Origin of the sequence: Nonomuraea sp. NPDC059007 (genome assembly GCF_042740555.1) — a bacterium.
GTDB lineage: Bacteria > Actinomycetota > Actinomycetes > Streptosporangiales > Streptosporangiaceae > Nonomuraea.
In genome coordinates this window covers 46209-69087 of the sequence record NZ_JBHYJD010000019.1, presented here as the reverse complement: position 1 = coordinate 69087, position 22879 = coordinate 46209, and the positions used below count along the sequence as shown (strand labels likewise).

19 protein-coding genes are annotated in these 22879 nt (G+C 69.0%); 5 read left to right on the top strand and 14 right to left on the bottom strand.

The window, feature by feature from the left end; genetic code table 11:
* The first annotated feature begins 5 nt into the window (after nt 1–5).
* Complete coding sequence (locus tag ACFWY5_RS29315; RefSeq protein WP_379618130.1) at nt 6–878, top strand: 1,4-dihydroxy-2-naphthoate polyprenyltransferase; 873 nt, start codon at nt 6–8, stop codon at nt 876–878.
* Here ACFWY5_RS29315 and ACFWY5_RS29310 read toward each other — a convergent pair.
* The gene (locus ACFWY5_RS29310; protein WP_379635673.1) at nt 875–1543 is read right to left on the bottom strand and encodes a fibronectin type III domain-containing protein; all 669 of its coding nucleotides are present in this window, start codon (nt 1541–1543) and stop codon (nt 875–877) included. The genes ACFWY5_RS29315 and ACFWY5_RS29310 overlap by 4 nt on opposite strands.
* On the bottom strand, nt 1540–2787 hold the full coding sequence (locus ACFWY5_RS29305) for a carbohydrate-binding protein (RefSeq protein ID WP_379635671.1): 1248 nt from the start codon (nt 2785–2787) through the stop codon (nt 1540–1542). The genes ACFWY5_RS29310 and ACFWY5_RS29305 overlap by 4 nt, the downstream gene beginning before the upstream one ends.
* Nucleotides 2788–3022: 235 nt before the next feature.
* On the opposite strand from ACFWY5_RS29305, the gene ACFWY5_RS29300 reads away from it, so the two are divergent.
* From ACFWY5_RS29300 to add, 3 genes are read left to right on the top strand one after another with little or no spacing between them, the layout of a single operon-like run.
* A complete protein-coding gene (locus ACFWY5_RS29300; protein WP_379618124.1) occupies nt 3023–4381 on the top strand; it encodes a purine-cytosine permease family protein in 1359 nt (452 codons plus the stop codon).
* The gene (locus tag ACFWY5_RS29295) at nt 4378–6099 is read left to right on the top strand and encodes an adenine deaminase (protein ID WP_379635669.1); all 1722 of its coding nucleotides are present in this window, start codon (nt 4378–4380) and stop codon (nt 6097–6099) included. Before ACFWY5_RS29300 ends, ACFWY5_RS29295 begins: the two co-directional genes overlap by 4 nt.
* Nucleotides 6096–7082: an adenosine deaminase gene (gene add / locus ACFWY5_RS29290; RefSeq protein ID WP_379635667.1), complete on the top strand. Its 987-nt coding sequence runs from the start codon at nt 6096–6098 to the stop codon at nt 7080–7082. Before ACFWY5_RS29295 ends, add begins: the two co-directional genes overlap by 4 nt.
* Here the strand turns inward: add and ACFWY5_RS29285 are convergent.
* The 10 genes from ACFWY5_RS29285 to ACFWY5_RS29240 all read right to left on the bottom strand — a co-directional run bounded on the left by ACFWY5_RS29285 (nt 7079) and on the right by ACFWY5_RS29240 (nt 19629).
* Nucleotides 7079–8596, bottom strand: coding sequence for a PucR family transcriptional regulator (locus ACFWY5_RS29285; RefSeq protein WP_379618118.1), 1518 nt, complete (start codon nt 8594–8596; stop codon nt 7079–7081). The genes add and ACFWY5_RS29285 overlap by 4 nt on opposite strands.
* On the bottom strand, nt 8587–9249 hold the full coding sequence (locus ACFWY5_RS29280; RefSeq protein ID WP_379635665.1) for a TenA family protein: 663 nt from the start codon (nt 9247–9249) through the stop codon (nt 8587–8589). Before ACFWY5_RS29280 ends, ACFWY5_RS29285 begins: the two co-directional genes overlap by 10 nt.
* A gap of 9 nt (nt 9250–9258) precedes the next feature.
* A complete protein-coding gene (locus ACFWY5_RS29275) occupies nt 9259–9744 on the bottom strand; it encodes a GNAT family N-acetyltransferase (protein ID WP_379635663.1) in 486 nt (161 codons plus the stop codon).
* A 159-nt stretch (nt 9745–9903) separates the two neighbouring features.
* Entirely contained in the window at nt 9904–12087 is a 2184-nt protein-coding gene (locus ACFWY5_RS29270) for a hypothetical protein (protein WP_379635661.1), read from the bottom strand.
* Nucleotides 12088–12205: 118 nt separating this feature from the next.
* A complete protein-coding gene (locus ACFWY5_RS29265) occupies nt 12206–12898 on the bottom strand; it encodes a DUF3800 domain-containing protein (RefSeq protein WP_379635659.1) in 693 nt (230 codons plus the stop codon).
* Between the two features lie 255 nt (nt 12899–13153).
* Nucleotides 13154–13891: a 4-hydroxy-tetrahydrodipicolinate reductase gene (gene dapB / locus ACFWY5_RS29260; protein ID WP_379618112.1), complete on the bottom strand. Its 738-nt coding sequence runs from the start codon at nt 13889–13891 to the stop codon at nt 13154–13156.
* Nucleotides 13892–14347: 456 nt separating this feature from the next.
* The gene (locus tag ACFWY5_RS29255) at nt 14348–15658 is read right to left on the bottom strand and encodes a M16 family metallopeptidase (RefSeq protein ID WP_379635657.1); all 1311 of its coding nucleotides are present in this window, start codon (nt 15656–15658) and stop codon (nt 14348–14350) included.
* Entirely contained in the window at nt 15655–17985 is a 2331-nt protein-coding gene (locus tag ACFWY5_RS29250; protein ID WP_379618108.1) for a polyribonucleotide nucleotidyltransferase, read from the bottom strand. The genes ACFWY5_RS29255 and ACFWY5_RS29250 overlap by 4 nt, the downstream gene beginning before the upstream one ends.
* A 264-nt stretch (nt 17986–18249) precedes the next feature.
* Nucleotides 18250–18519 (bottom strand): 30S ribosomal protein S15, encoded by a 270-nt coding sequence (gene rpsO / locus ACFWY5_RS29245; protein ID WP_184966993.1) that lies wholly within the window; start codon nt 18517–18519, stop codon nt 18250–18252.
* Between the two features lie 183 nt (nt 18520–18702).
* Nucleotides 18703–19629 (bottom strand): bifunctional riboflavin kinase/FAD synthetase, encoded by a 927-nt coding sequence (locus tag ACFWY5_RS29240; RefSeq protein WP_379618105.1) that lies wholly within the window; start codon nt 19627–19629, stop codon nt 18703–18705.
* Nucleotides 19630–19714: 85 nt separating this feature from the next.
* On the opposite strand from ACFWY5_RS29240, the gene ACFWY5_RS29235 reads away from it, so the two are divergent.
* The gene (locus ACFWY5_RS29235) at nt 19715–20737 is read left to right on the top strand and encodes a TRM11 family SAM-dependent methyltransferase (RefSeq protein ID WP_379635655.1); all 1023 of its coding nucleotides are present in this window, start codon (nt 19715–19717) and stop codon (nt 20735–20737) included.
* 211 nt (nt 20738–20948) lie between these two features.
* Here the strand turns inward: ACFWY5_RS29235 and truB are convergent, their stop codons facing one another.
* Both truB and ACFWY5_RS29225 read right to left on the bottom strand, forming a co-directional pair.
* Nucleotides 20949–21818: a tRNA pseudouridine(55) synthase TruB gene (truB, locus tag ACFWY5_RS29230; RefSeq protein ID WP_379635653.1), complete on the bottom strand. Its 870-nt coding sequence runs from the start codon at nt 21816–21818 to the stop codon at nt 20949–20951.
* Nucleotides 21818–22873: a bifunctional oligoribonuclease/PAP phosphatase NrnA gene (locus tag ACFWY5_RS29225; protein WP_379635651.1), complete on the bottom strand. Its 1056-nt coding sequence runs from the start codon at nt 22871–22873 to the stop codon at nt 21818–21820. Before ACFWY5_RS29225 ends, truB begins: the two co-directional genes overlap by 1 nt.
* Between the last annotated feature and the right edge of the window lie 6 nt (nt 22874–22879).

Below are 22879 nucleotides of genomic sequence, written 5' to 3'. Positions count from 1 at the left end.
AGAACATGGCAACTCCTGGTCAGTGGATAGCCGGTGCGCGGCCGCGCACCCTGCCCAACGCCGTCGTCCCCGTCATGGTCGGCACCGGCGTCGCCCTCGGCCTCGGCGCCGTCGGCTGGTGGCAGGCGCTCGTCGCCCTGGCCGTCGCGTTGCTGCTGCAGATCGGCGTCAACTACGCCAACGACTACAGCGACGGCGTGCGCGGCACCGACGACCAGCGGGTCGGCCCGATGCGCCTGGTCGGCTCCAGGGCCGCCACGCCGCGCCAGGTCCTGACCGCCGCCCTGGGCTGCTTCGCCGCCGCCGCGGTGGCCGGCCTGACGCTGGTGATCGCCACCCGCGCGTGGTGGATCCTGCTGGTCGGCGCGGCGGCGATCGCCGCCGCGTGGTTCTACACCGGGGGCAAGCGCCCGTACGGCTACCGCGCGCTCGGCGAGCTGTCCGTCTTCGTGTTCTTCGGCGTGGTCCCGGTGGTCGGCACCACCTTCGTCCAGGTGGAGTACCTGTCCGGCCTGGCCCTGGCCGCCTCGGTGCCGGTCGGCCTGCTGTCGTGCTCGATGCTCGTGGTCAACAACCTGCGCGACGTGGTCACCGACGCGCCCGCGGGCAAGAAGACCCTGGCCGTCGTCCTGGGCGCCGAGCGCACCCGCGTCCTGTACGCCGCCTGCCTGGTGCTGCCGTTCGTGATCGTGCTGGCGCTGGTGACGGTCTCGCCGTGGGTGGCGCTGGCGCTGCTGGCCGCGCCGCTGGCCATCGCCCCCATCCGTACCGTTCTGGGGGGTGCGGTCGGGCCCGACCTGATCGCCGTCCTCCAGGCGACGGGCAAGCTCCAGATGGCGTTCGGGCTGCTGTTCTCGATCGGGCTGGCGCTGATCTAGCCGGTCGTCTGGGTCACCACGGGGGACGGCCCGCCGTACCTGATGGCTCTGACCCGATAGGCGGCCCGCTTCTCCTCGGGCAGCGTGACCAGGCCGACCGCGTTGACGTCCGGTTCGAGCACGGCGGCCACGCGGAAGTCCGGCGCGTCCTTCGCCCTGACCTCCAGCAGGTAGCCCTCCTCGTCGCCGGCGCGGTCGGTCCAGGTGAACGCGATGCCGTTGGCGTGCTTGACCGTGGCCCGCAGGTTCTCCGGCGCCGCCCCGGGGGCGTTGCCCGGGGCGGGGTGCGGGAGGGTGCGCGGGTCGAGCCAGCCGTGCTCCAGCTTCTCCTCCAGCGGGCCGGGCGGGAGCGCGACCTCGACGGTGTTGGAGGCCTGGCCGTAGTAGGGGCGCAGGCGGTAGTAGAACGTGGTGCGCGGGATCAGGTCCGGGTGGACGTAGCTGCTCCGTCCCGGCGGCAGGAAGTCGAGGATCGTGTACGGCCCCCGCGGCTCCGTGGCGAACTCGACCACGCGGCCCGCCGTCCCCTGCTCGCCCGGCGGCCAGGACAGGGTGACGTCCCGGGGCGTGGTCAGGACGGCCGACAGCGGCGCCCGGGCCGGCGGCGCGGGCTCCGGCGCCGCGCAGCCTGCCAGGGCGAAGGCCAGGACGATCAGCGTTCTCACTTGCGCCAGAACCGGATGTCCGACCACTCGACGGTGACCGGGCCCTGGCCGCTGTTGGTGCGGTAGGAGCCGAACTTGTCGTAGAAGTCGCCGCCGGGGCTGGAGGTGGTGTGCTTGAGCGAGCCGTTGATGTAGGTGCGGTGGGTGCTGCCGACCACGTGCACGGTGTTGACCCGCACGGTGGTGCCGAGCGTCGCGCCGGTGGCGATCGTGGTGCCGCCGTGCACGGCGTACAGGCGTCCGCCCCTTTCCACGGCCATCATGAAGAACGGGCCGGTCGTCTTGAAGGTCTGCTTCAGGCTGATCCGGGTGCCGCCCATGCTTGTGATCTTGAAGAAGCCCTGGAACTGCCGGGTGCCGCCGGTGTAGGTGGCGTAGCGGCGTTCGGCGCGCTGGTCGCCGCTGCCGGTGGAGCAGGTGAGGCGGAAGGTCAGGTCGCTGACGTCGCCGCAGCCGCGTTCCTGGACGTTGAACGTCGGGCTGTAGGCGGTCCAGGGGCCTGCTTCGACCGGGCCGGGGCCGCTGTCCTGCTGGGTGGTTCCGGTGACCGGAACGCTCTTGGGCGATTCGTTCCCCGCGGCGTCGCGGGCGGCGACCGTGTAGGTGTGCGTGGTGTTGGGCGCCAGGCCGGTGACGGCGGCGCCGGTGCCGGTGGGGGCGGCGACCTGGGTCGTGCCTTCGTAGACGCGATAGCCGGTGACCCCGACGTTGTCGGTGGCCGCGTCCCAGGCGAGCGTGATGCCGCTGCTCGTGGTGGCGGTGACCCGCGGGTTGGCGGGGGTGGTGGGCGGCTGGGCGTCGGGCGGGCCGGTGACCAGGCGGTCCAGGTTGGGGCCGCCGTCGGCGGCGGTGGAGGTGAGGCGGACGGCGTTCTGCCCGGCGGCCAGCGTGACGGTGACGGTGGTCTCCATCCAGGTGGTCCAGGCGCCGGTGGGCGGGAAGTCCTTGGCCTGGGTGGCGCCGCCCGCCGTGACGGACATGGGGCGGACGCTGGTGGTGCCGTTGGCGTAGCGGATGGTCAGCGGGACCGGGCCGGCCTCCGCCGTGTTCACGGTGAACTCCACGTAGGAGCCGACGAGGTTGTCGAGGTTGACGAAACCGGTGCCGGTGTATCCGGCATGGTTGGATTCGACCGCGCCCTGGCTGATGGTGGCGTCCTCGGCCTGGTGGTCGGCCATGGACGCGGTGGCGGTGGGGGCCGGAAGCATGCTGAGCAGAAGCCCCAGAGCGAGTAATCGGGCCATAATTCATGGGATCACTGTTCACAGATGACCGTCAAGCGATTCCACATTATCCGTCGAATCCCGTCGAATCCGGATTTATCCACATATATGGATGGGCTGGTCATCGGATGTGTAGACCCGGATGATCTCTTTGTAGGCCTCGACAAGCGGGGTGGCGCAGGCTCGTATGTCCGGATAACTGCCCAGGTCAGCCCCCTTTGGTTCACTGAGGAGGACACCGACCTGGGAGGACACGATGGAACAACGCGGGATCGAGCTGGTCCCGGCCGGGGAGAGGTATGGCCGCCCGCGTGACCTTCTCTTCCTGTGGACCGGGACGACGATGGGCATCTTCACCCTCGTCTACGGCACCACCATCGTGGCCGCCTTCGGCCTCAGCTTCTGGCAGGCCGTGGCCGCGATCGTCGTCGGCAACCTGCTGGCCTTCCCCCTCGTCGGCCTGACCAGCCTCCAGGGCCCGGCCACCGGCACCTCCACCATGGCCGTCTCCCGCGCCGCCTACGGGCCCAAGGGCGCCCGGCTGCTCAGCTTCTTCGGCTGGCTCAACATGGTCGGCTTCGAGGCCGGCGGCATGGTCCTGATCACCTTCGCCGCCCTGTCGCTGCTCGGCCAGGCCGGGGTGGCCACCGAGGGCCTCGGGCTGAAGGTCGCCGTCATCCTGGTCGCCGCGCTCATCCAGCTCGTGCTGCCGCTCATCGGGCACGCCGCGGTGATGAAGGCGCAGAAGTACTTCACCTGGGTCTTCGTCGTGCTCTTCGGGCTCATGGCGATCCTGGTCGGCCCCAAGGTCGACGTGGCGGCGGGCGGCACCGGCGCGGACTTCACCACGTTCACGATCGCCGTCGCGCTGATCATGTCGGCGGGCGGGCTGTCCTGGGGGCCGCTCGGCGGCGACTACTCGCGCTACCTCCCCGCCGACTCCTCCAAGAAGGCCGTCTTCGGGTACGCCTTCCTCGGTGGCTTCGTGCCGTACGTGCTCCTGATGACCCTCGGCGCGGCCGTCGCCACCGTGGTCAAGGACGCGGCCGACCCGATCTCCGGGCTGCCCGGGGCGCTGCCCTCCTGGTTCGTCGTGCCGTACCTGCTGCTGGCGATCGTCTCGCTGTTCGCGGTCAACACCACCGACCTGTACTCCTCGGGGTTGAACCTGCAGGCCGCCGGCATCAAGGTGAAACGGTGGGTGGCTGTGGTCGCCGACCTCATCCTGTGCGTGATCATCACGTACGTGGCGGTGACGTCGGAGAACTTCAACACGATGCTCAACACCTTCCTCGGCCTGCTGATCATCTGGCTGGCGCCGTGGGCAGGTGTGTACGTCACCGACTGGCTGCGCAGGAAGGGCCGCTACGACGCGCGGGCCCTGTTCGACGAGAGCGCACCGGGCCAGGTCCGCTGGGCGGCGATCATCGCCCAGGTCGCGGGTATGGTCGCCGCTGCCCTCTGGATCAACTCCACCGCGTTCGTCGGCTGGATCTCCCAGGCCACCGGCGGCGCCGACTTCAGCATCTTCGCCGGGTTCCTGGTGGCCGGGGCGGCATATGCCGTACTGGATCGCCGGCCCGTTTCCGTTCCTGTTCTTGAGGGGGTTCGATGACACTGCTCGACGTGGCGTACGGCAGGCGGCCGGCTGACACGATCATCACCAACGGCACGCTGGTCAACGTCCTGACGGGCGAGATCTACCCCGCGGAGATCGGGATATTTCAGGACCGGATCGCCACCGTCGGGCCCGCCCTCCAGCGCGGCCCGGAGACCCGGGTGATCGACGCCGCGGGCGGGTACCTGGTGCCCGGCCTGATCGACGGGCACCTGCACATCGAGTGCTCCAAGTTGTCGGTCACCAGCTTCGCCGACCTGGTCGTACCGCTGGGCACCACCAGCGTCGTGTCGGGCCTCGACCAGGTGCTCGTCGTCGAGGGCCTGCCCGGAGTCCGGAAATTTCTGGATGAGTCGAAGAAGACCGGGATGCGGATCTGGTGGGGCGCCCCGGCGAAAGCCCCGTACACCGTGCCCCAGAGCAATGTCGGCTTCACCTTCGGCCCCGACGAGCACCGTGTGGCCCACACCTGGCCCGAGTGCGTGGGCGTGTGGGAGACCGTCCAGGAGATGGTCGAGCACGGCGACCCCGCCGTGATGCAGGCTCTTGAGCTGGCCGAGAAGCACCGGCTGCCGGTCTTCGGCTGCGCCCCGATGTCGGACGCCCGCCGGATCGCGGGCCTGGCCGCCGCCGGCATCCGCCTCGACCACGAGTCGTACTCCCACGGGGAGATGCTGGAGAAGCTGCGCCAGGGTATCTACGCCATCGTCCGCGAATCCTCCGTGGCCCACTTCCTCCAGGAGAACATCCAGGTCGTGAGCAAGGCCGGCGCCCGCAGGGTGGCCTTCTGCACCGACGACGTGCACGCCGCCGACGTGCTGGCCGGCGGGCACATGGACAAGCTGGTACGCATGGCCGTGAAGGCCGGGGTGGACCCGGTCACCGCGATCCAGATGGCCACGGTCAACTGCGCGGAGATGTACCGCATCGACGACAAGGTGGGCAGCATCGCCCCCGGCCGCTTCGCCGACGTGCTGATCGTGGACTCACTGGAGGACTTCCGCGTCCGCGACGTCGTCGCCGCGGGCGAGCTGGTGGCCCGCGACGGCCGGCTGATCAGCCCGACCGTCCCGCCCGCGCGCGGCCAGGTCACGAAATTTCCCGTCAAGGCGGTCACGGCCGACGACTTCGCCCTCCGCAGCGAGCAGGCGGCAGTGGACGTCCTGGCCATCGGCTTCACCGAGCAGGTCTTCGTCCGCAAGCGCCGCGACGTCACGCTCCCCGTGCTCAACGGCATCGTGGAGCCGAGCGTCGAGAAGGACGCCCTCCTCGTCACCGTCGTGGAGCGCTACGGCAAGACCGGCAACATGCCTGTCGCCGTGGTCAGCGGCATGGGCATCCGCGAGGGCGCCATCGCCACCAGCGCCGCCCCGGACGACAACAACATCATCTGCGTCGGCGCCTCCCGCGCGGACATGGCCCTGGCCGTCAACGCCGTGGCCGAGATGGGCGGCGGCCAGGTGATCGTGGTCGACGGCCAGGTACGCGAACGGCTCCCGCTCCCCATCGCCGGCATCGTCTCCGACCTGCCCGCAGCCGAGATGGCCGTGGCCGAGCAACGCCTGGACGACCTGGCCCGCGAACTCGGCTGCACCCTGCCTTCACCGCTGATGTACCTGTTCTTCCTGTCCATCACCGCGATCCCCGACTACGCCGTGACCGACCTCGGCCTGGTGGATTGCGTCAACCTCGAGGTCGTGGAGGTCATTCAGTGAACGCGTTCATCGCCGGGCTGCCCAAGTGTGAGCTACACCTGCACATCGAGGGGACGCTGGAGCCGGAGCTCAAGTTCGAGCTGGCCCGGCGCAACGGGATCGCGCTGCCGTACGCGGGCGTCGAGGAGATGCGCGCGGCCTACGACTTCGACGACCTGCCCTCGTTCCTCAAGATCTACTACGAGGGCATGGGCGTGCTGCGCACCGAGCCCGACTTCTACGACCTGGCCATGGCCTACCTGCGCAAGGCCGCCTCGCAGAACGTGCGCTACGCGGAGATCTTCTTCGACCCGCAGGCGCACACCTCGCGCGGCGTGCCGTTCGACGTGGTGATCCGGGGCCTGCGGCGGGCGCTCATCGACGCCGAGGCCCAGCTCGACGTGCGGGCGCAGCTCATCATGTGCTTCCTGCGCGACTTCCAGGCCGAGTACGCGATGGCGACGCTGCTGGAGTCGCTGCCCTACAAGGAGTGGATCGTCGGCGTCGGCCTGGACTCCGACGAGAAGGGCAACCCGCCGGCCAAGTTCGCCGCCGTGTACGAGCGCGCCCGCCAGGAGGGCTACCTGCTCACCATGCACTGCGACGTGGACCAGCAGAACTCGGTCGAGCACATCCGCCAGGCGATCCAGGACATCGGCGTCAACCGGATCGACCACGGCGTCAACATCCTGGAGGACCCGAAGCTGGTCGCGGAGGTCCTGGACAAGGGCATCGGCATGACCTCCTGCCCGATCTCCAACGGCTACGTCACCGACTCCATGAAGATCGAGGGCATCCGCAAGCTGCTCGACCTGGGCGTGCGGGTCACGATCAACTCCGACGACCCGGCCTACTTCCTCGGCTACGTGGCCGAGAACCTCGAAGTGCTCAACTTCCCCGACGAGGACCTCAAGCAGCTGCAGCGCAACGCCTTCGAGATCACCTGGCTGCCCCGCCACGTCAAGGACGCCTACATCGCCGAAGTGGACGTCTACGCGCCCTAACGCATGCGCACGGCCAGCATGAAGTCCACCCGCTGGTCCCAGGAGTTGAGCGAGCGGCCGGTCAGCTCCTCGATGCGCTTGAGCCGGTAGCGCAGCGTGTTGACGTGGACGTGCAGGCGTTCCGAGGTCGAGGTCCAGTTGCCCGACTCCTCCAGGAACGCCTGCAACGTCTCCAGCAGATCGGTCTGGTGCGCCGCGTCGTAGGCCTCCAGCGCGCCCAGCAGCCGGGTCCTGAACGACTTCCGCAGATCCGCCGGAATCGCCGCCAGCAACGTCCGGTGGGAGCTGACATCGTCGCCGGTGATCACGCTGATCCGCTCGCCGCTGAGCGCGGCCAGCGAGCGCGCGTGCCGGGCCTCCTCGATCAGCCCGTTGAGCGCGGCGGGCCCGGTCGTGACGCTGCTGACGCCGAGCGCGATCCGCCCCTCGCCGCTCAGCCCCGCCTCCAGCCTGCGCGCGCCGGCCATCACGTGCTCGGTCAGCTCCCGCGCGCTGTTGCCCGCCAGCGGGACGAGCGCGATCGCCTCACCGTCCGCGGCGCCGGGCGTGGCGGTCACGATCCCGGGCGCGAGCGGCCGCAACAGCTCATCCAGTACGGCCACGCCCGCGTCCCCCGGCGCCGACAACGCCACCACCAGCAGCCCGTGCTCGGTCTCCACGTGCAACGTGTGCAGGCGGGAGACCACACCGGGCAGGGCCGCGTCCCCCGACTCCAGCAGCTCCAGAAGCTGGTCGAACACCCGCCGCTCGATCCGCTGGGCCGCCTCCAGCCGGGAGCGCTCCAGCGCCACCAGCGCGGCCAGCTCCACGATGAGGTCCTCGTTCTCCCCCTGCGCCTGCTCCCCCGCATAGGCCAGGAACCAGTTGGCGATCCGGTGCGGAGCGCCCTTGCTGATCGGGAAGACCGACAGCCCGCCCACCATCCCCGGCAGGTGGCGCGCGGTCAGGAATGTGTGGGCCAGCCGCTCCCGTTGCTCCTCGGCCAGCGGCTGCGAACCGACGATGACCCGGCCGGTCGGCGACATCACCCAGCACGGCACGTCGAGCTCGCCGGCGACCGCGGTGACGACCTTGGTCAGGCTGCCGCCGTCGACCAGCGTGCTGGCCAGGCGGCGGCGGGAGCCGTACCGGGGACGGGGTGGGGAGCCGAGCTCGGCGATCAGCGCGCGCAGGACGTGCTCGGTGACGTGGCTGAACGGCACCTCGACGGGGAGCGTGAGCAGCGGCAGCCCGGCCTCGGCGCAGGCGTCGACGAGGTCGAGCGGGACACCCTTGAGCGCGGTGCCGGACACGAGCGCCGCCACCTCACCCAGCGCTTTCACGAAATGCCGGGATGATTCGGCGCCGGTGTGCCAGGTCAGCTCGGTCAGCACCAGCTCCCCCGGCTTCACGAACCTGCCCGGTTCGGCGAGGTCCGTGGTGGACACGCCGCGTACCTGCCGGTCGAGCAGGTCATGCCCGGTCAGCACCTTGAGGTGGAGGTGGCGGGCCCGCACCAGCTCCCTCAGCCGCATGGCCAGCCCTCCCGGCGCCAGGCGGCCTCCCAGTACATCCACTCGAACCGGGCCGTCGTCAGCGCCCGGTCCAGGAGCCGCTCGCGGTCGTCGGCGCTCAGGACCAGGCCGTCGAGCAGATCGAGCGCGCCCGCGACGGTCTCCTGGTAGGACTCGGCGCCGTAGGTCTCGATCCACCAGGCGTAGAGCGGATCGGGCGACGAGCGCTGGAGCAGCGCCTCGCCGACCCTGGCGTAGATCCAGTAGCAGGGCACGATCGCGCCGAGCGCCTCGGGGAAGGTGCCGAGCGAGCAACTCCTGACCAGGTAGGAGGCGTAGCCGACCGTGGTGGGCGCGGCGGGCAGCTTGCGCGCGTCGGCCTCGTCCAGCCCGAACGCGGCCAGCAGCTCCACCACCAGGCTGTGCTCGACCTCGACCGTCATCGCCGCGTCCCGCGCGAAGCTCTGCACCGAGGACGGCTCCGGCGAACGCGCCGCGCAGGCCGCCTGGGCACGTGCGTAGTCCGGCAGGAAATGCGCCTCTTGCACGACGTAGTGCCGGAACGCCTCACGCGGCAGCGACCCGTCCGTCAGCCCGGCCAGGAACGGATGGGCGAGGATCTGGTCATAGACCCCGCCGACGACCTGCCACACATCATCTCGCAAGCGGCTCACCCGCCCAGGCTATCGGCCCAGGTCGGCGCGCATCACCACCCGGGGCGCGACCTCGATCCCCAGCTCCCGCTCATGCTCGACGACCTTGCGCACCTCCGGCCCCCACTCCCGCTCGGGCAGGACCGTGAACCCGTGGCGCTCGTACCAGGGCGCGTTCCACGGCACGTCGCGGAACGTCGTCAACGTCACCGCCGGCGCGCCCGCCGCCCGCGCGTGATCGAGCACCGCCCGCACCAGCCGCCCGCCGATCCCCTGCCGCATCTGGCCGGGATGCACCGCGAGCTGATCCAGATGCACGTTCCCGTCCACCCACCCGAACATCGCGAACCCCGCCGCGGGCTCACCCTCCACCAGCACGGTGCCGACGTCGGCGACCTCCTGGACCATCGTCGTCCCCGGCGGAAACTCGATCCCCACCTGCAGGAACAACCCGTCGGCCGCCTGCTCCACCTCGATCAGCCGGGAAAGTTCCCCGGATTCGGCCCATCGCACCATGCCGACACGGTCTCATGTTCCACGACGATGTGTCGCATGCGTTTACTGTGATGATCGTGTACCCGGCTTGTGCGGAGCCGGGAACCCCCTCCACACGGCGCGCCCGCCGCAAAGCGGGCGCGCCGTGTGCCTTTGAGGCGTCAGCCGATTCCGCACTCGCTAATCCTGCTCGTCGTCATCGTCGTCATCGTCGTCCGGCCGATCGGGCCGATTCCGCTGGATGAATTCGAGCACATCGAAGGCGCTTTGCTGAAGGTGCAGCCATTCGTCGGGAGAGCCGAGCAGCGGAGGAAGAGAAACACTGGCACCCAGGCCTTCCAGGGTCTCCAGCGACTTTCGCGCGCCGCTCAGCCAATTGAGGAGACTCTGGCGTTCCCGCACGATCAGCTGTCCGGTGGACAACTCTGGCCGAGGAGGCGCCGTGACCTGGAAGTCGCCAGGCCCCGCGGCTATTGGAAGGGATGGTTCGGCAACCTCCTGCGACTGTGCTGCCGGGAAAGTGAGCCTGGAGAAGCGCTCGGGGTCGGAGGCGAGAACCACGTCCCATGTCGTAAGGGGAACCTCGCCCCCGTTCTCACGGCGGATCCGGTCAGCCTCCGCCACGTCTACGGCCACGTGGACGTAGCCGGTGGCGTCGTCACGCAAGCCCAGCTGGCGCGGCGTACTCGCGTTGCGTGGCAATCGGTCGTGGCGGAATCGCTGTGCCGCGTGCGCCAGCAACCAGATGCCCATCTCATTGTCTCTGCGCATCAAGCCGGCTATCACGGTTGACACGTCCGCCCGGAAAGGCACCTTCCCTGCAAGGGGCGTCGAGGAGACAGCGGAACCGACGTTCCGGGTGAGTAGCTTGTCGGCGATCAGGGCGACTCCACCGGCCACCGCCAATGTGCACCGGGCGTTCGTGTCACCGTCGAGCGCCGGTTTGACCAGGCCCAGGAAGTTGTCGGTTGGAACAGGAATCCACCCATCTGCCAGCACGTCGTCGCAGAGCACCCCGCCATTACTCCATGCGTTGCGCGCCGGCTTGGTCGCCGCGTTCTTGGTCGCCCTCCATGGGTGGTCGATGACCGGGCCGAGTAGTCCCGCGTACCCCTTCGTGGACATACGGCGCTCATTCTTGATCTCTTTCGCTCTCGCTTTGAGCTGTTCGCGGAACTCGGGGCGAGTCAGGGTGTGCAGCAGGCAGATCGCCCGCCACAGCGGAGTACCCGGGATCCGTTCGTCCCCGTAAACTCGCGGTGTCTCGGCTTCCTTCGCGCGTCCGATCGCCAGCGAGTACACATCTCGCAGTTGCTCTTGATCCCCCAGCGCGGTATTTCGGTCTTGCACGAAAAGCTTGAGCGAGCGGGTCACGACCTCCAGGTTTTGGGCGGAGTCATCCCATGGTTTGAATTCAACGTGCACCGAGGCCAGGATCGAACGCACGGCGTCGTCGAACACATCCTCAGGGGTAAGCGCTCCGCTCGAGTGGGCTTCCACGCCGACCGCGAGGTGGGCGGGCATGAGGAACGTCTGAGCGATCTGCACCTGCCGAAGGGACGCGTGCTCACTCTCGTGGTGTTCCCTCCGCAACAGCTCCCGGTGGTCGGCCCTGCCGTTGCTCATACGATCGGAGAGGGACACCCCCGGCTGCGCGTTCGACTCGCCGAAGAGGGTGCGCACGGCCAGGTCGGCCGCGCCACTTGGGCTAGTGGATGGCCCGGCGAGGACCTTCCAGGCACTGGCGAGCCTGGTGATCCCGTCCCGGACAGCGATCAGATACAGCGGGTCCGTGCCATCCACAAACTCGATCATCACCGGGTGCGCGATGAGTGCCCGGGTGACACGGCGCGACAGGATGGACTCCTCGTAGGAGTTGAGGTGCAGTGTGACCGAGATCGTCTGCCAGACATGCTGCCGGAAATGCTCAAGATCACGGTAGCGATATCGGATGATTGCCTGCGCCCTGCCATCCTTGGCAACACCGAACACCTCCGGATCCGGCACGGACAGCGCCTCCTGGCTGGTCCGGGGCTGGATCCCGGGAATGAGCTCACTCATCCACACGCGGGAGTGAACCGATCGCAGTGTGGCCCCGTCCACGTGTTCTTCCAACAGCAGGCCTTCACCGCGGGACTGCTCCAGCTGGAGCGCTACGAGGTCAGGACGCACGCAGGCTCGGGCCACCGCCTCCAGACTCCGCTCCGGGACGGACAGGAGCTGGTGTTGAACCGCCGCCGCCACGATCCTCTTCTGATCGCCAAGGCTGGGCGCCGCTGGCAGAGCTTCCAGCGGGGAGGAGACGACCAGCTTCTCACGCCCCCACGTGATCGCGACCGGCTTGCCATTGTCAACCGTCGCCATGACTCCCTCCACCTTTCGCCAGGGATGTGAAAGACTCGGGACGCGGTCCTGGAGTGATTTCGATCGGTCCAGGTCCTGCCCGGTTGAGCCTGGCCGTATGGCCAGGCTCAACCCTTTCTCAACGTGCGAGCGGACCGTTGAGGTGCGGGAACGCGTGCTTGAGCCAGTCCCACATGAAGGACCGATTCGGGTTCCGCGCCAGGCCCTGATAAGCGGCATAGGCCACCAGATCGGCGGCCTGCAGCAGACTGCAGTGAGCTGCGGGGAGGAATGACGGCCCTCCGTCTATCCGGCACCCTTTCGCCGGGAGGCTGTAATGCATCTCCCCAAAGGACGGATTGCTCCCGTCGCCATCTATAATGATCTTCGCGGTTCGATTACTCTCAGCAAGATCATGATTTATTTCCGTGAGCATGTTCTTGTAGAGTTCGGACCTATCCGTTTTCTTAGCTAGCGGACTTCTATATACGACATAGGCGCTTATGTCCGGGATATCGGCAATCACGGCGAGCCCGCGCCGGACCGCATCACGCAGATACTCCCGATAGCCCGTCCGGCTGAGACCATGCTTGCCGTACGAGTGGAAATGGCGTCCGCGCCCGCCAATTAGATCTACGGCATGCAGGGGCGCTTCCACCGGAATGACACCTTCGGCGGCGAGCCGATCGCGAAAGTCATCCAAGATCGCCAATGCTTCCGGAATCCGGCGATCGGGAAGGTGCAGGCCGGAGTAAACCATAATGCGCCTACTGTCACCGGAGTCGTCGACGAATATCGTTCCGGTGTCCTCGCTGTGCTTCGCTTGGCTCATCGCACACTCCAGCCCGAGGACTCATAGATGCAGACGACGGGCCCGGAGGGTGCCGCAACACTCACACCCCAGAAGGCACATATGCCACCTTGGAAATTAAGGTAGCACCGCCGCCGCATGGAGGCGCTCCTTTTAGAAATTAGCCACCGAGGGCGCTCGCTAATTCAGATACCTTCGTTTTAGCCATCGTTCATGAAATGTGACATTGCACTCGATAAATAGGGAGCCCGCCCTTCAACAAGGGCGGGCCATGGGTCAGAGATCGAGCAGGGGCTCCAGGCCGACGGTCAGGCCGGGTAGTTCGCGGACCCGGCGGACGCCCAGCAGGACGCCCGGGGTGAAGGCGGCGCGGTTCATCGTGTCGTGGCGGATCGTGAGGATCTCGCCGTCGCCGCCCAGGAGGACCTCCTGGTGGGCGATCAGGCCGGCCAGGCGAACCGAGTGGACGTGCACGCCGCCCACGTCGGCGCCGCGCGCGCCGTCCAAAGAGGTGCTGGTCGCGTCGGGCATGCCGGACAGGCCCGCCTTCGCCCGCGCCTGCGAGACCAGCTCGGCGGTACGGCGCGCGGTGCCCGACGGCGCGTCGGCCTTGTTCGGGTGGTGCAGCTCGACGATCTCGACCGACTCGAAGTAGCGGGCGGCCTGCTGGGCGAAGTGCATCATCAGCACCGCCGCGATGCCGAAGTTCGGCGCGATCAGGCAGTTGGTGCCCGGGAAGCGCTCCAGCCAGCCCCTGACCGTGGCGAGCCGGTCCTCGTCGAAGCCGGTCGTGCCCACCACCGGATGTACGCCGTGGGAGACGCACCATTCGAGGTTGCCCATGACCACGTCCGGGTGGGTGAAGTCCACCACCACCTCGGCGCCGGTCAGGTTCTCGATGTCGTCGCCCTGATCCACGGCGGCGACGAGCTCCATGTCACTTGCCGCCTCGACGGCCCTGCACACCTCGACGCCCACCCGCCCGCGTGCGCCCAACACCCCTACTCTGATCACGTCCCTTAGCCTATCTATCTCTCTGTTACGGCAAGCCCAGCCACCGCCACCCGCCGTCGTGGGTATCCGCCGATCGTGGGGATCGCTTCTCACGTCGGACGTGGTACCCGCCGCAACGGCCCCCCTTGACCAGCCACCGTGCCCCGGCCCGGCCACCTGCCAAGGCGCCGAACCCCACCGCCCAACACCCCGCCGTCCCGGCGCCCTGCCGTTCCGGCCCACCCACCGTCCCGGCATCCGGCCGTTCAGGCACACCCCACCGTCCCGGCACCCCACCGGCCTACGCTCCCGCTGTCTCAGCCCGCCGCCGTCCCGGCACCCCGCCCTTTCGGGCGTGCGTCCCCGGGCGGGCTGTGTCCGCCTTGATGTCGGTTCCGGCGGCGTGTGCCGTACCGGCGAGGAAATGGCGGAGCCCCGCACTGCCCGGAGAGGGCCGTGCGGGGCTTCGGCGTTTGGTCAGGCGATGGCCCGGGCGAAGTCCTTGTCGCCGTACGGGCCGATGACCGCCAGTGTCAGGGGCCGCTTCAGGACGTCGGCGGTCACCGAGGAGATCTCCTCCGGGGTCACCGCGTCGATGCGCTGCAGCACCTCGTCCACCGACATGAGCTCGTCGTAGACCAGTTCGTTCTTCCCGATTCTGGACATCCGGGAGCCGGTGTCCTCCAGGCCGAGGACCAGGCCGCCGCGCATCTGGCCCTTGCCCCTGATGATCTCCTCGGGGGTCAGGCTCTCGTCGATCACGCGGGCCACCTCGTCGCGGCAGATCTGGAGCACGTCGTCGATCTTCGAGGGCAGGCAGCCCACGTAGATCCCGAACTGGCCGGTGTCGGCGTACGCCGAGGTGTAGGAGTACGCCGAATAGGCCAGCCCGCGCTTCTCCCTGATCTCCTGGAACAGGCGCGACGACATGCCGCCGCCCAGCGCGGCGTTGAGCACGCCCAGGGCGAAGCGGCGGTCGTCGGTGCGGGACATGCCCGTCGTGCCGAGGACCAGGTTGGCCTGCTCGGTCGGACGGTCGATCACGCGCACCTCGGAGCGGGTCGCCGCGCCGGGGCCGCTGGTGCGCGGCGGTGCGCACTCCAGCGAGCCGCCGAGGGCGCCGGCCCGTTCGTAGGCGCGGGCCACCAGTTCCACCACGTGCTCGTGGCGGACGTTGCCCGCCACCGAGACGACGGTGCGCATGGGGCGGTAGTAGCGCTGGTAGTACTCGAGGATGCGCTCCCGGCCCAGGGCGTTGATCGAATCGACCGTGCCCAGGATCGGGCGGCCGATCGGCGAGTCGCCGTACAGGGCGGCGGAGAACTGCTCGTGCACCACGTCCGACGGGTCGTCGTCGTGCATGGCGATCTCTTCGAGGATGACCCCGCGCTCGGACTCGACGTCGTCGGCGGTGATCAGCGAGCTGGTCACCACGTCGGAGAGCACGTCGACCGCGAGCGGCAGGTCTTCGTCGAGCACCCGCGCGTAGTAGCACGTGTACTCCTTGGCGGTGAAGGCGTTGATCTCCCCGCCGATGCCCTCGATGGACGCCGAGATCTCCATGGCGTCACGGGTGGGCGTGCCCTTGAACAGCAGGTGCTCAAGGAAGTGGGTCGCCCCGGTGTGCTCGGGGGCCTCGTCACGCGAGCCGATGCCGACCCACATGCCGACCGCGACGGAACGCACGGTCGGCATGGTCTCGGTCACCACGCGCAGCCCACCGGGGAGGACGGTGCGCTGGACAACCCCGGCACCGTCCTTACCGGGATGCAGCGTGGTCGTTGTCACGAGTTTCGGTCGTCCTCACCGCTGCGAGGGGCGGTGCGGGTCCTGGTGCGGGTACGGCGGGGCTTGTCCTCCCGGGGCCGCTCGTCGGAGTCGCCGGCCGACTCGGCGGGAGCAGCGTCGTCGGAACCGCCGCCACCCTCGGCCTTCTCCGCGGCCTCCTTCTCGATGACCTCGACCGGGACCAGGGACAGCTTGCCCCGGCCGTCGATCTCGGCGATCTCGACCTGGATCTTCTCCCCGACGCTCATGACGTCCTCGACGTTCTCGATGCGCTTGCCCCCGTGGAGCTTGCGGATCTGCGAGACGTGCAGGAGGCCGTCCTTGCCCGGCATGAGCGAGACGAACGCGCCGAAGGCGGCGATCTTGACGACCGTGCCCAGGTAGCGCTCGCCCACCTCGGGCATGTGCGGGTTGGCGATCGCGTTGATCGCGGAACGGGCGGCCTCGGCCGAGGGCCCGTCGGTGGCGCCGATGTAGATCGTGCCGTCGTCCTCGATGGTGATCTCGGCGCCCGTGTCGTCCTGGATCTGGTTGATCATCTTGCCCTTCGGGCCGATGACCTCGCCGATCTTGTCTACGGGGACCTTGATCGTGATGATGCGCGGCGCGGTGGCGTTCATCTCCGCCGGGGAGTCGATCGCCTCCTGCATCACGTCGAGGATGGCCAGGCGGGCGCCCTTGGCCTGCTTGAGCGCGGCGGCCAGCACGGAGGCGGGAATGCCGTCGAGCTTGGTGTCGAGCTGCAGGGCGGTGATGACGTCCTTGGTGCCGGCCACCTTGAAGTCCATGTCGCCCATGGCGTCTTCCGCGCCGAGGATGTCGGTCAGCGTGACGTAGGTGTCACCCTCGCCGATGAGGCCCATCGCGATGCCCGCGACCATCTCGCGCAGCGGCACACCGGCGTCGAGCAGCGACATCGTGGAGGCGCAGACCGAACCCATCGAGGTGGAGCCGTTGGAGCCCAGTGCCTCGGAGACCTGGCGGATCGCGTAGGGGAACTCCTCGCGGGCCGGCAGGACCGGGATGAGCGCCCGCTCGGCGAGCGCGCCGTGGCCGATCTCGCGGCGCTTGGGCGAGCCCACGCGGCCGGTCTCACCGGTGGAGTAGGGCGGGAAGTTGTAGTTGTGCATGTAGCGCTTGGTCCGCTCGGGGTTGAGCGTGTCGATGACCTGCTCCATGCGCAGCATGTTCAGCGTGGTGATGCCCATGATCTGGGTCTCGCCGCGCTCGAACAGCGCCGAGCCGTGCACCCGCGGGATCACGTGGACCTCGGCCGACAGCGCGCGGATGTCCTTGGTGCCGCGGCCGTCGATGCGGATGCCGTCCTTGACGACGCGCTCGCGCATGAGCTTCTTCATGAGCGAGCGGTAGGCGGCCGACAGCTCCTTCTCGCGGCCCTCGAAGGCCTCGGCGAGCTTCTCGACCATGATGCCCTTGACCCGGTCGAGTTCGAGCTCGCGCTCCTGCTTGCCGGCGATGGTGAGCGCGGAGGCCAGCTCGCTCTTGATGGCGCCCTCGACGGCGGTGTAGGCGTCTTCCTGGTAGTCGAGGAAGACGGGGTACTCCGCGGTCGCCTTGGCGGCAACCTTGGCGATCTTGTTCTGCGCCTCGCAGAGGACCTTGATGAACGGCTTGGACGCGTCCAGGCCCTGCGCGATGGTCTCCTCGTTGGGCCCGACGGCGCCTTCGGCGACCAGCTTCAGCGTGTCCTTGGTGGACTCGGCCTCGACCATCATGATCGCGACGTCGCCGTCGTCGAGCACGCGGCCCGCGACGACCATGTCGAACGTGGCCCGCTCCAGCTCGTGGTGCGTCGGGAAGCCGACCCACTGGCCGTCGATCAGCGCGACGCGCACGCCGCCGATCGGACCGGAGAAGGGCAGCCCGGCCAGCTGGGTGGACAGGGAGGCGGCGTTGATGGCGACCACGTCGTACAGGTGCTCGGGGTTGAGCGCCAGGATGGTCGCGACGACCTGGATCTCGTTGCGCAGGCCCTTGACGAACGACGGGCGCAGCGGCCGGTCGATCAGGCGGCAGGTGAGGATGGCGTCCTCGGAGGGACGGCCCTCACGCCGGAAGAACGAGCCGGGGATGCGGCCCGCGGCGTACATGCGCTCCTCGACGTCCACCGTCAGCGGGAAGAAGTCGAGATTGTCCTTGGGATTCTTCGACGCGGTGGTCGCGGACAGGACCATCGTGTCGTTGTCGAGATAAGCGACGGCGGAACCCGCCGCCTGACGCGCGAGGCGGCCGGTCTCGAACCGGATCGTGCGCGTGCCGAATGCGCCGTTGTCTATGACGGCTTCAGCGGTGTGGACACCCTCCACGGGGGACCTCCTTGGTCGGTCGGTCTCCCGCGCCCTCTTTTCTTCACCGGCACCCTCGTTAGGTGCAGCGCCGGTCTTCGATCGAAGCGCCCGGTTCTTGACCGGAAGCCACTACCGAGGACCGGCCCGCAGGCGTCGCGGGTCGCATGGTGCTTGACGGACGCGGGGGCTCTCAGTGTCTCTGATGTTCAGTTGTCCGGCCCGGCGCGACGCGCCGGGGCCGATATGAGAAGGGAGCGGCCGCTCGGCCGCTCCCTCACCATTCTATCGACGCAGGCCGAGCCGCTCGATGAGCGAACGGTAGCGCTGGATGTCGGTGTTCTGCAGGTACTTCAGCAGGCGGCGCCGGCGACCGACGAGCAGAAGCAGGCCACGACGGCTGTGGTGGTCGTGCTTGTGCGTCTTCAGGTGCTCGGTGAGCTCGCTGATGCGCTTGCTGAGCAGCGCGATCTGCACCTCGGGCGACCCGGTGTCGCCTTCAATGGTCGCGTACTCGGCGATGATTGCCTTCTTGGCAGCGGTGTCGAGGGACACGGCTCTCCTTCAATCTACGGACACGCGGTGAATGGTTCGAATGATGCGAACGACCGTGCGTGCCTACAGTCGCCGCAGCGAAGGCCTCTCAAGGCAGCGCGAGGCGCCGCCGATACAGAGCCGACACCACAGGCTACCACCAGTTGAAGGGGTGCGTACTCCGCGTGATCTCACGTGCCAAGGTCAGGCCGTGAGTCTGCGGGCTTCGTCCACGTCGGCGTGGATCTGGGCGACCAGCGCCTCGATGGAGTCGAACTTGGTGTTGCCGCGCAGCCTGGCCGCGAAGTCGACCGCGACGTGCGCGCCGTACAGCTCAAGGTCGTCGCGATCCAGCGCGTACGCCTCGACGGTACGCGGCACGCCCTCGAAGGTGGGATTGGTGCCCACCGAGATGGCGGCCGGCCAGCGGCAGCCCTCGTACAGCGCGGGCAGGTTCCCCACGGCCACGCACTGCAGCCAGCCCGCGTACACGCCGTCGGCCGGGATGGCGGTGTGCGGCGGGGTCTCCACGTTGGCGGTGGGGAAGCCGAGCTGGCGCCCGCGCTGGTACCCGCGCACCACCACGCCCTCCACCCTGTGGGGCCGCCCGAGCTCGTGGGCGGCGGTGGCGACGTCGCCGCCGGCCAGCAGTTCCCTGATCGCGGTCGAGCTGACGCCCTCCACCAGCGGCACGACTTCTACCGAAAAATCGTACTTCTCGCCGAGCGCCCGGAGCGTCTCCACATCACCCGCCGCCTTGTGACCGAACGCGAAGTTCGCCCCCACCACGACGCTCACCGCCCGCAGCCGGTCGGCCAGCACCTGCTCGGCGAAGTCGGCCGGGGTCAGCCGCGAGACGTCCAGTGAGAACTCCAGCACCTCCACCGCGTCCACGCCAAGCTCGGTCAGCAGTTCGGCGCGACGGCGCGCGCTCGTGAGCCGGGGCGGATGCGAGCCCGGCCTGACCACTTCCGCCGGGTGCGGCTCGAAGGTCAGGGCGACCGAGCGCAGGCCGCGCTCCTCAGCGACCTCGACGGCCCGTGAAACCACCCGCCGGTGCCCGCGGTGCACGCCGTCGAACACGCCGATCGTGACGACGGACCCTCCAGAACGCTGCACGCCCGGCCCCATTCGTATCCCGTGACGAGTTGGTCAGCGACAAGCCTGCCATGCCCGCCGGGACTACCGGCAATCGAGGGGTAACATCGGTCGCACCATGCCTCGATACGCACTGCTGATCCTGCCTGCCTTCAACCGGGTCTACGGTGAGGCCTCCGTCCGTCTGACCCGATCCGAGCTGGAGGTCTTCGGGCTCCGGGCGCTGGAGGGCGAGGTGTCGGGGGTGGAGGAGGCGGTCGTCGGCGGCGTGCCGTACATCTGCTTCGAGACCACCGCGCCCCTGTCCGGGGGCGACGTGGCGCTGCTGTCGAACCTGTCGTCGGCCTACGCGCTGTTCGGCATGGAGGGCGACCTGCTGCGCCCGCTGACCGTGACCCCGCTCGACCGGCTGAGCAGCGACCTGATCACCATCCAGAAGTACGCGGGCAAGACCAACGAGCACTTCACCAAGCTCCTGCTGAACGTGACCGTCCTCGCCTCCGACTTCGCGCTCGACGGGCATCTGTCGGTGTTCGACCCGATGTGCGGGCGCGGCACCACGCTCAACCAGGCGCTCATGTACGGCTACGACGCCTACGGCATGGACCTGGACGCCAAGGACTTCGAGGCGTACTCAGGGTTCCTGAAGAAGTGGCTGCGTGACCGGCGGCTCAAGCACACCGCCGAGACGGTGCCGGTCCGGCGCGAACGCGCGCTGATCGGGCGCCGGTTCAACGTCTCGTTCGCGGCGACCAAGGAGGCGTTCAAGGGCGGCGACACGCAGCGGGTGGGCGTGGTCAGCGCCGACACACTGCGCGGGCGCGACTTCTTCAAGCCCCGCACCTTCGACGTCATCGCCACGGATGCCCCGTACGGCGTGCAGCACGGCAGCCGCAGCGGTGGCAGCGCGTTGTCCAGGAGCCCGCTGGAGCTGATCCGCAAGGCGGTGCCGGTCTGGGCCGAGCTGCTGAAGCCGGGGGGCGCGATGGGCATCTCCTGGAACACCTACGGCGGAACCCGCGACGACCTGGCCGCGATCCTTGAAGCCAGCAGTCTCGAAGTCCAGAAATTCCCCGACTTTGAACACTGGGTCGACCAGGCCATCGTCCGCGACATCCTGATCGCCAAAAAGCCCGCCTAACCCAACCACCCTCCCCACCCGAGCCACACGCCACAAGCCCATGGCCCGGGGCCAGGCATACCCGGCACCCGCCTGCCCCTGCTCTGCCTCGCCCGAGCAGCCTCCTGCCGGAAGCCGGTGGCAAGGCCGCCAGGAAAACGGTGAAGGCCGCCGAGCGGTGATGAGGCTGCTGGCCGGCCGGATGGCGACCGGTTGGGTGGTTGGGAGGGGGTCAGGCGAAGACGGCGAGGGGTTTGGCGCTGTTGCCCTGCTCTTCCACGAGCGCCAGCAGTTCCCCCTCCGGCCCGAACACCCCGATAGGCCCAGCACCCAGCCCCACGGAGGCAACCCGCCCCCCATGCGAGATCACCCGAGCCTGCTCGGCCGTCACGTCCATCCGGGGAAAGGCGGCCGAAACGGCCTCCCCGATCGGCAGCACCACGCACGACTCGGCCAACTGCTCAACGGTCCGCGCGAGGGACAGGTCATACGGCCCCACCCGGGTACGCCGCAGATACGTGAGATGCCCGCCCACCCCGAGCCCGGCGCCCAGGTCCCGGGCCAGCGAGCGGATGTAGGTCCCGGACGAGCACCGCACCGTGGCGTCGACGTCCACGACGTCACCCGAGTACCGCACCCCGGTCACCTCGAAGGCGTGCACCGTCACCGGCCGCGCCTTCAGCTCCACGTCCTCACCGGCCCGCACCCGCTTGTAGGCGCGCTCGCCGTTCACCTTGATCGCGCTGACCTGCGGCGGCACCTGCATGATCGGCCCGCTCAGCGCCGCGACCCCGGCCAGCACCGCCTCCTGGGCCACTCCGGCGGCCGAGGCAGAGGTCAGCACCTCGCCCTCGGCGTCGTCGGTGTTGGTCGTGGCGCCCAGCCGGATCGTCGCCTCGTACACCTTCTCGGTCAGCGCCAGGTGCCCCAGCAGCCGGGTCGCCTTCTCCACGCCGATCACCAGCACGCCCGTCGCCATCGGGTCCAGCGTGCCCGCGTGGCCGACCCGCCGGGTGCCGGCGATCCGGCGCAGCTTGCCGACGACGTCGTGCGAGGTCCACTCGGCCGGCTTGTCCACGATGATCAAGCCGCTCTCGGCCATCAAGCCTTCCTCGGAAGTAGTGCCCGGATCCTGTTCATGGTCGTCTCGACGCTGTCGTGGGAGGTGAAGCCGGCCGCGCTGCGGTGGCCGCCGCCGCCCAGCGCCGAGCAGATCGCCGCCACGTCCACCGCGCCCTTGGAACGCGTCGACACCTGCCAGGCCCCCAGGTCATCCTCCTTGAGCACGACCGCGACCTCGGCCTCGTCGGTGCGCCTGATCACGTCGATGATGGCCTCCACCTCCTCGTACGGCAGGCCGTACGAGGCCCGGTCGAGGTGGGTGACCGACGTCCAGACCAGCCCGTCCTCCAGCGTGACCCGGTCGAGGGCGGCCGCGAGCACCTTGAGGTAGCCGAACGGCGAGCGGTCCCACAGCTCCCGCGCGATCTCGTCGGTCCGCAGCCCGGTCGCCACGAGCCTGGCCGCCATCTCGTGCGCGGCCGGGGTGGTCGAGGAGTGGCGGAAGGAGCCGGTGTCGGTCACCAGCCCGGCGTACAGGCACGTCGCCACGTCGCGGTCGAGCGTGCCGCCGAGCCGGTAGATGAGCTGCTCGGCCAGTACGGCGGTCGCCGCCACGTCAGGGTCGATGAGGCTGACCGTGCCGAACCCGGTGTTGGACGGATGATGGTCGATCACCACGACCTCGCGCGCCTTGCCCGCGTTGGCGGACAGCAGTCCGAGCCGGTCGAGCGTGGACGAGTCGAACGTGATCATCAGCTCGGGCTCGGCGGGAAAGGCGGCGGGCGGCACCAGCAGGTCCTGGCCGGGCAGGAAGCGCAGCAGCCTCGGCACCGAGAACCGCCGGTCGCCGAAGGAGGCCACGACCTTCTTGCCCAGCGAACGCAGCACGGCGCCGACGGCCAGCATCGAGCCGAGCGCGTCCCCGTCGGGCGAGACGTGGCAGGCCAGTGCCACCTCGTCGGCCTGCTCGATCAGCGTGAGCACCCGGGTCCAGGCCGTCTCCCCCACGGCCTGGTGACCGGGACGGTCCGCCGTACCGTCATCGGGAGGAGGAGCCGGGGGCGGGGCCCCCGGGCGGTCCGTCCTGTCGCGCACGTCGGG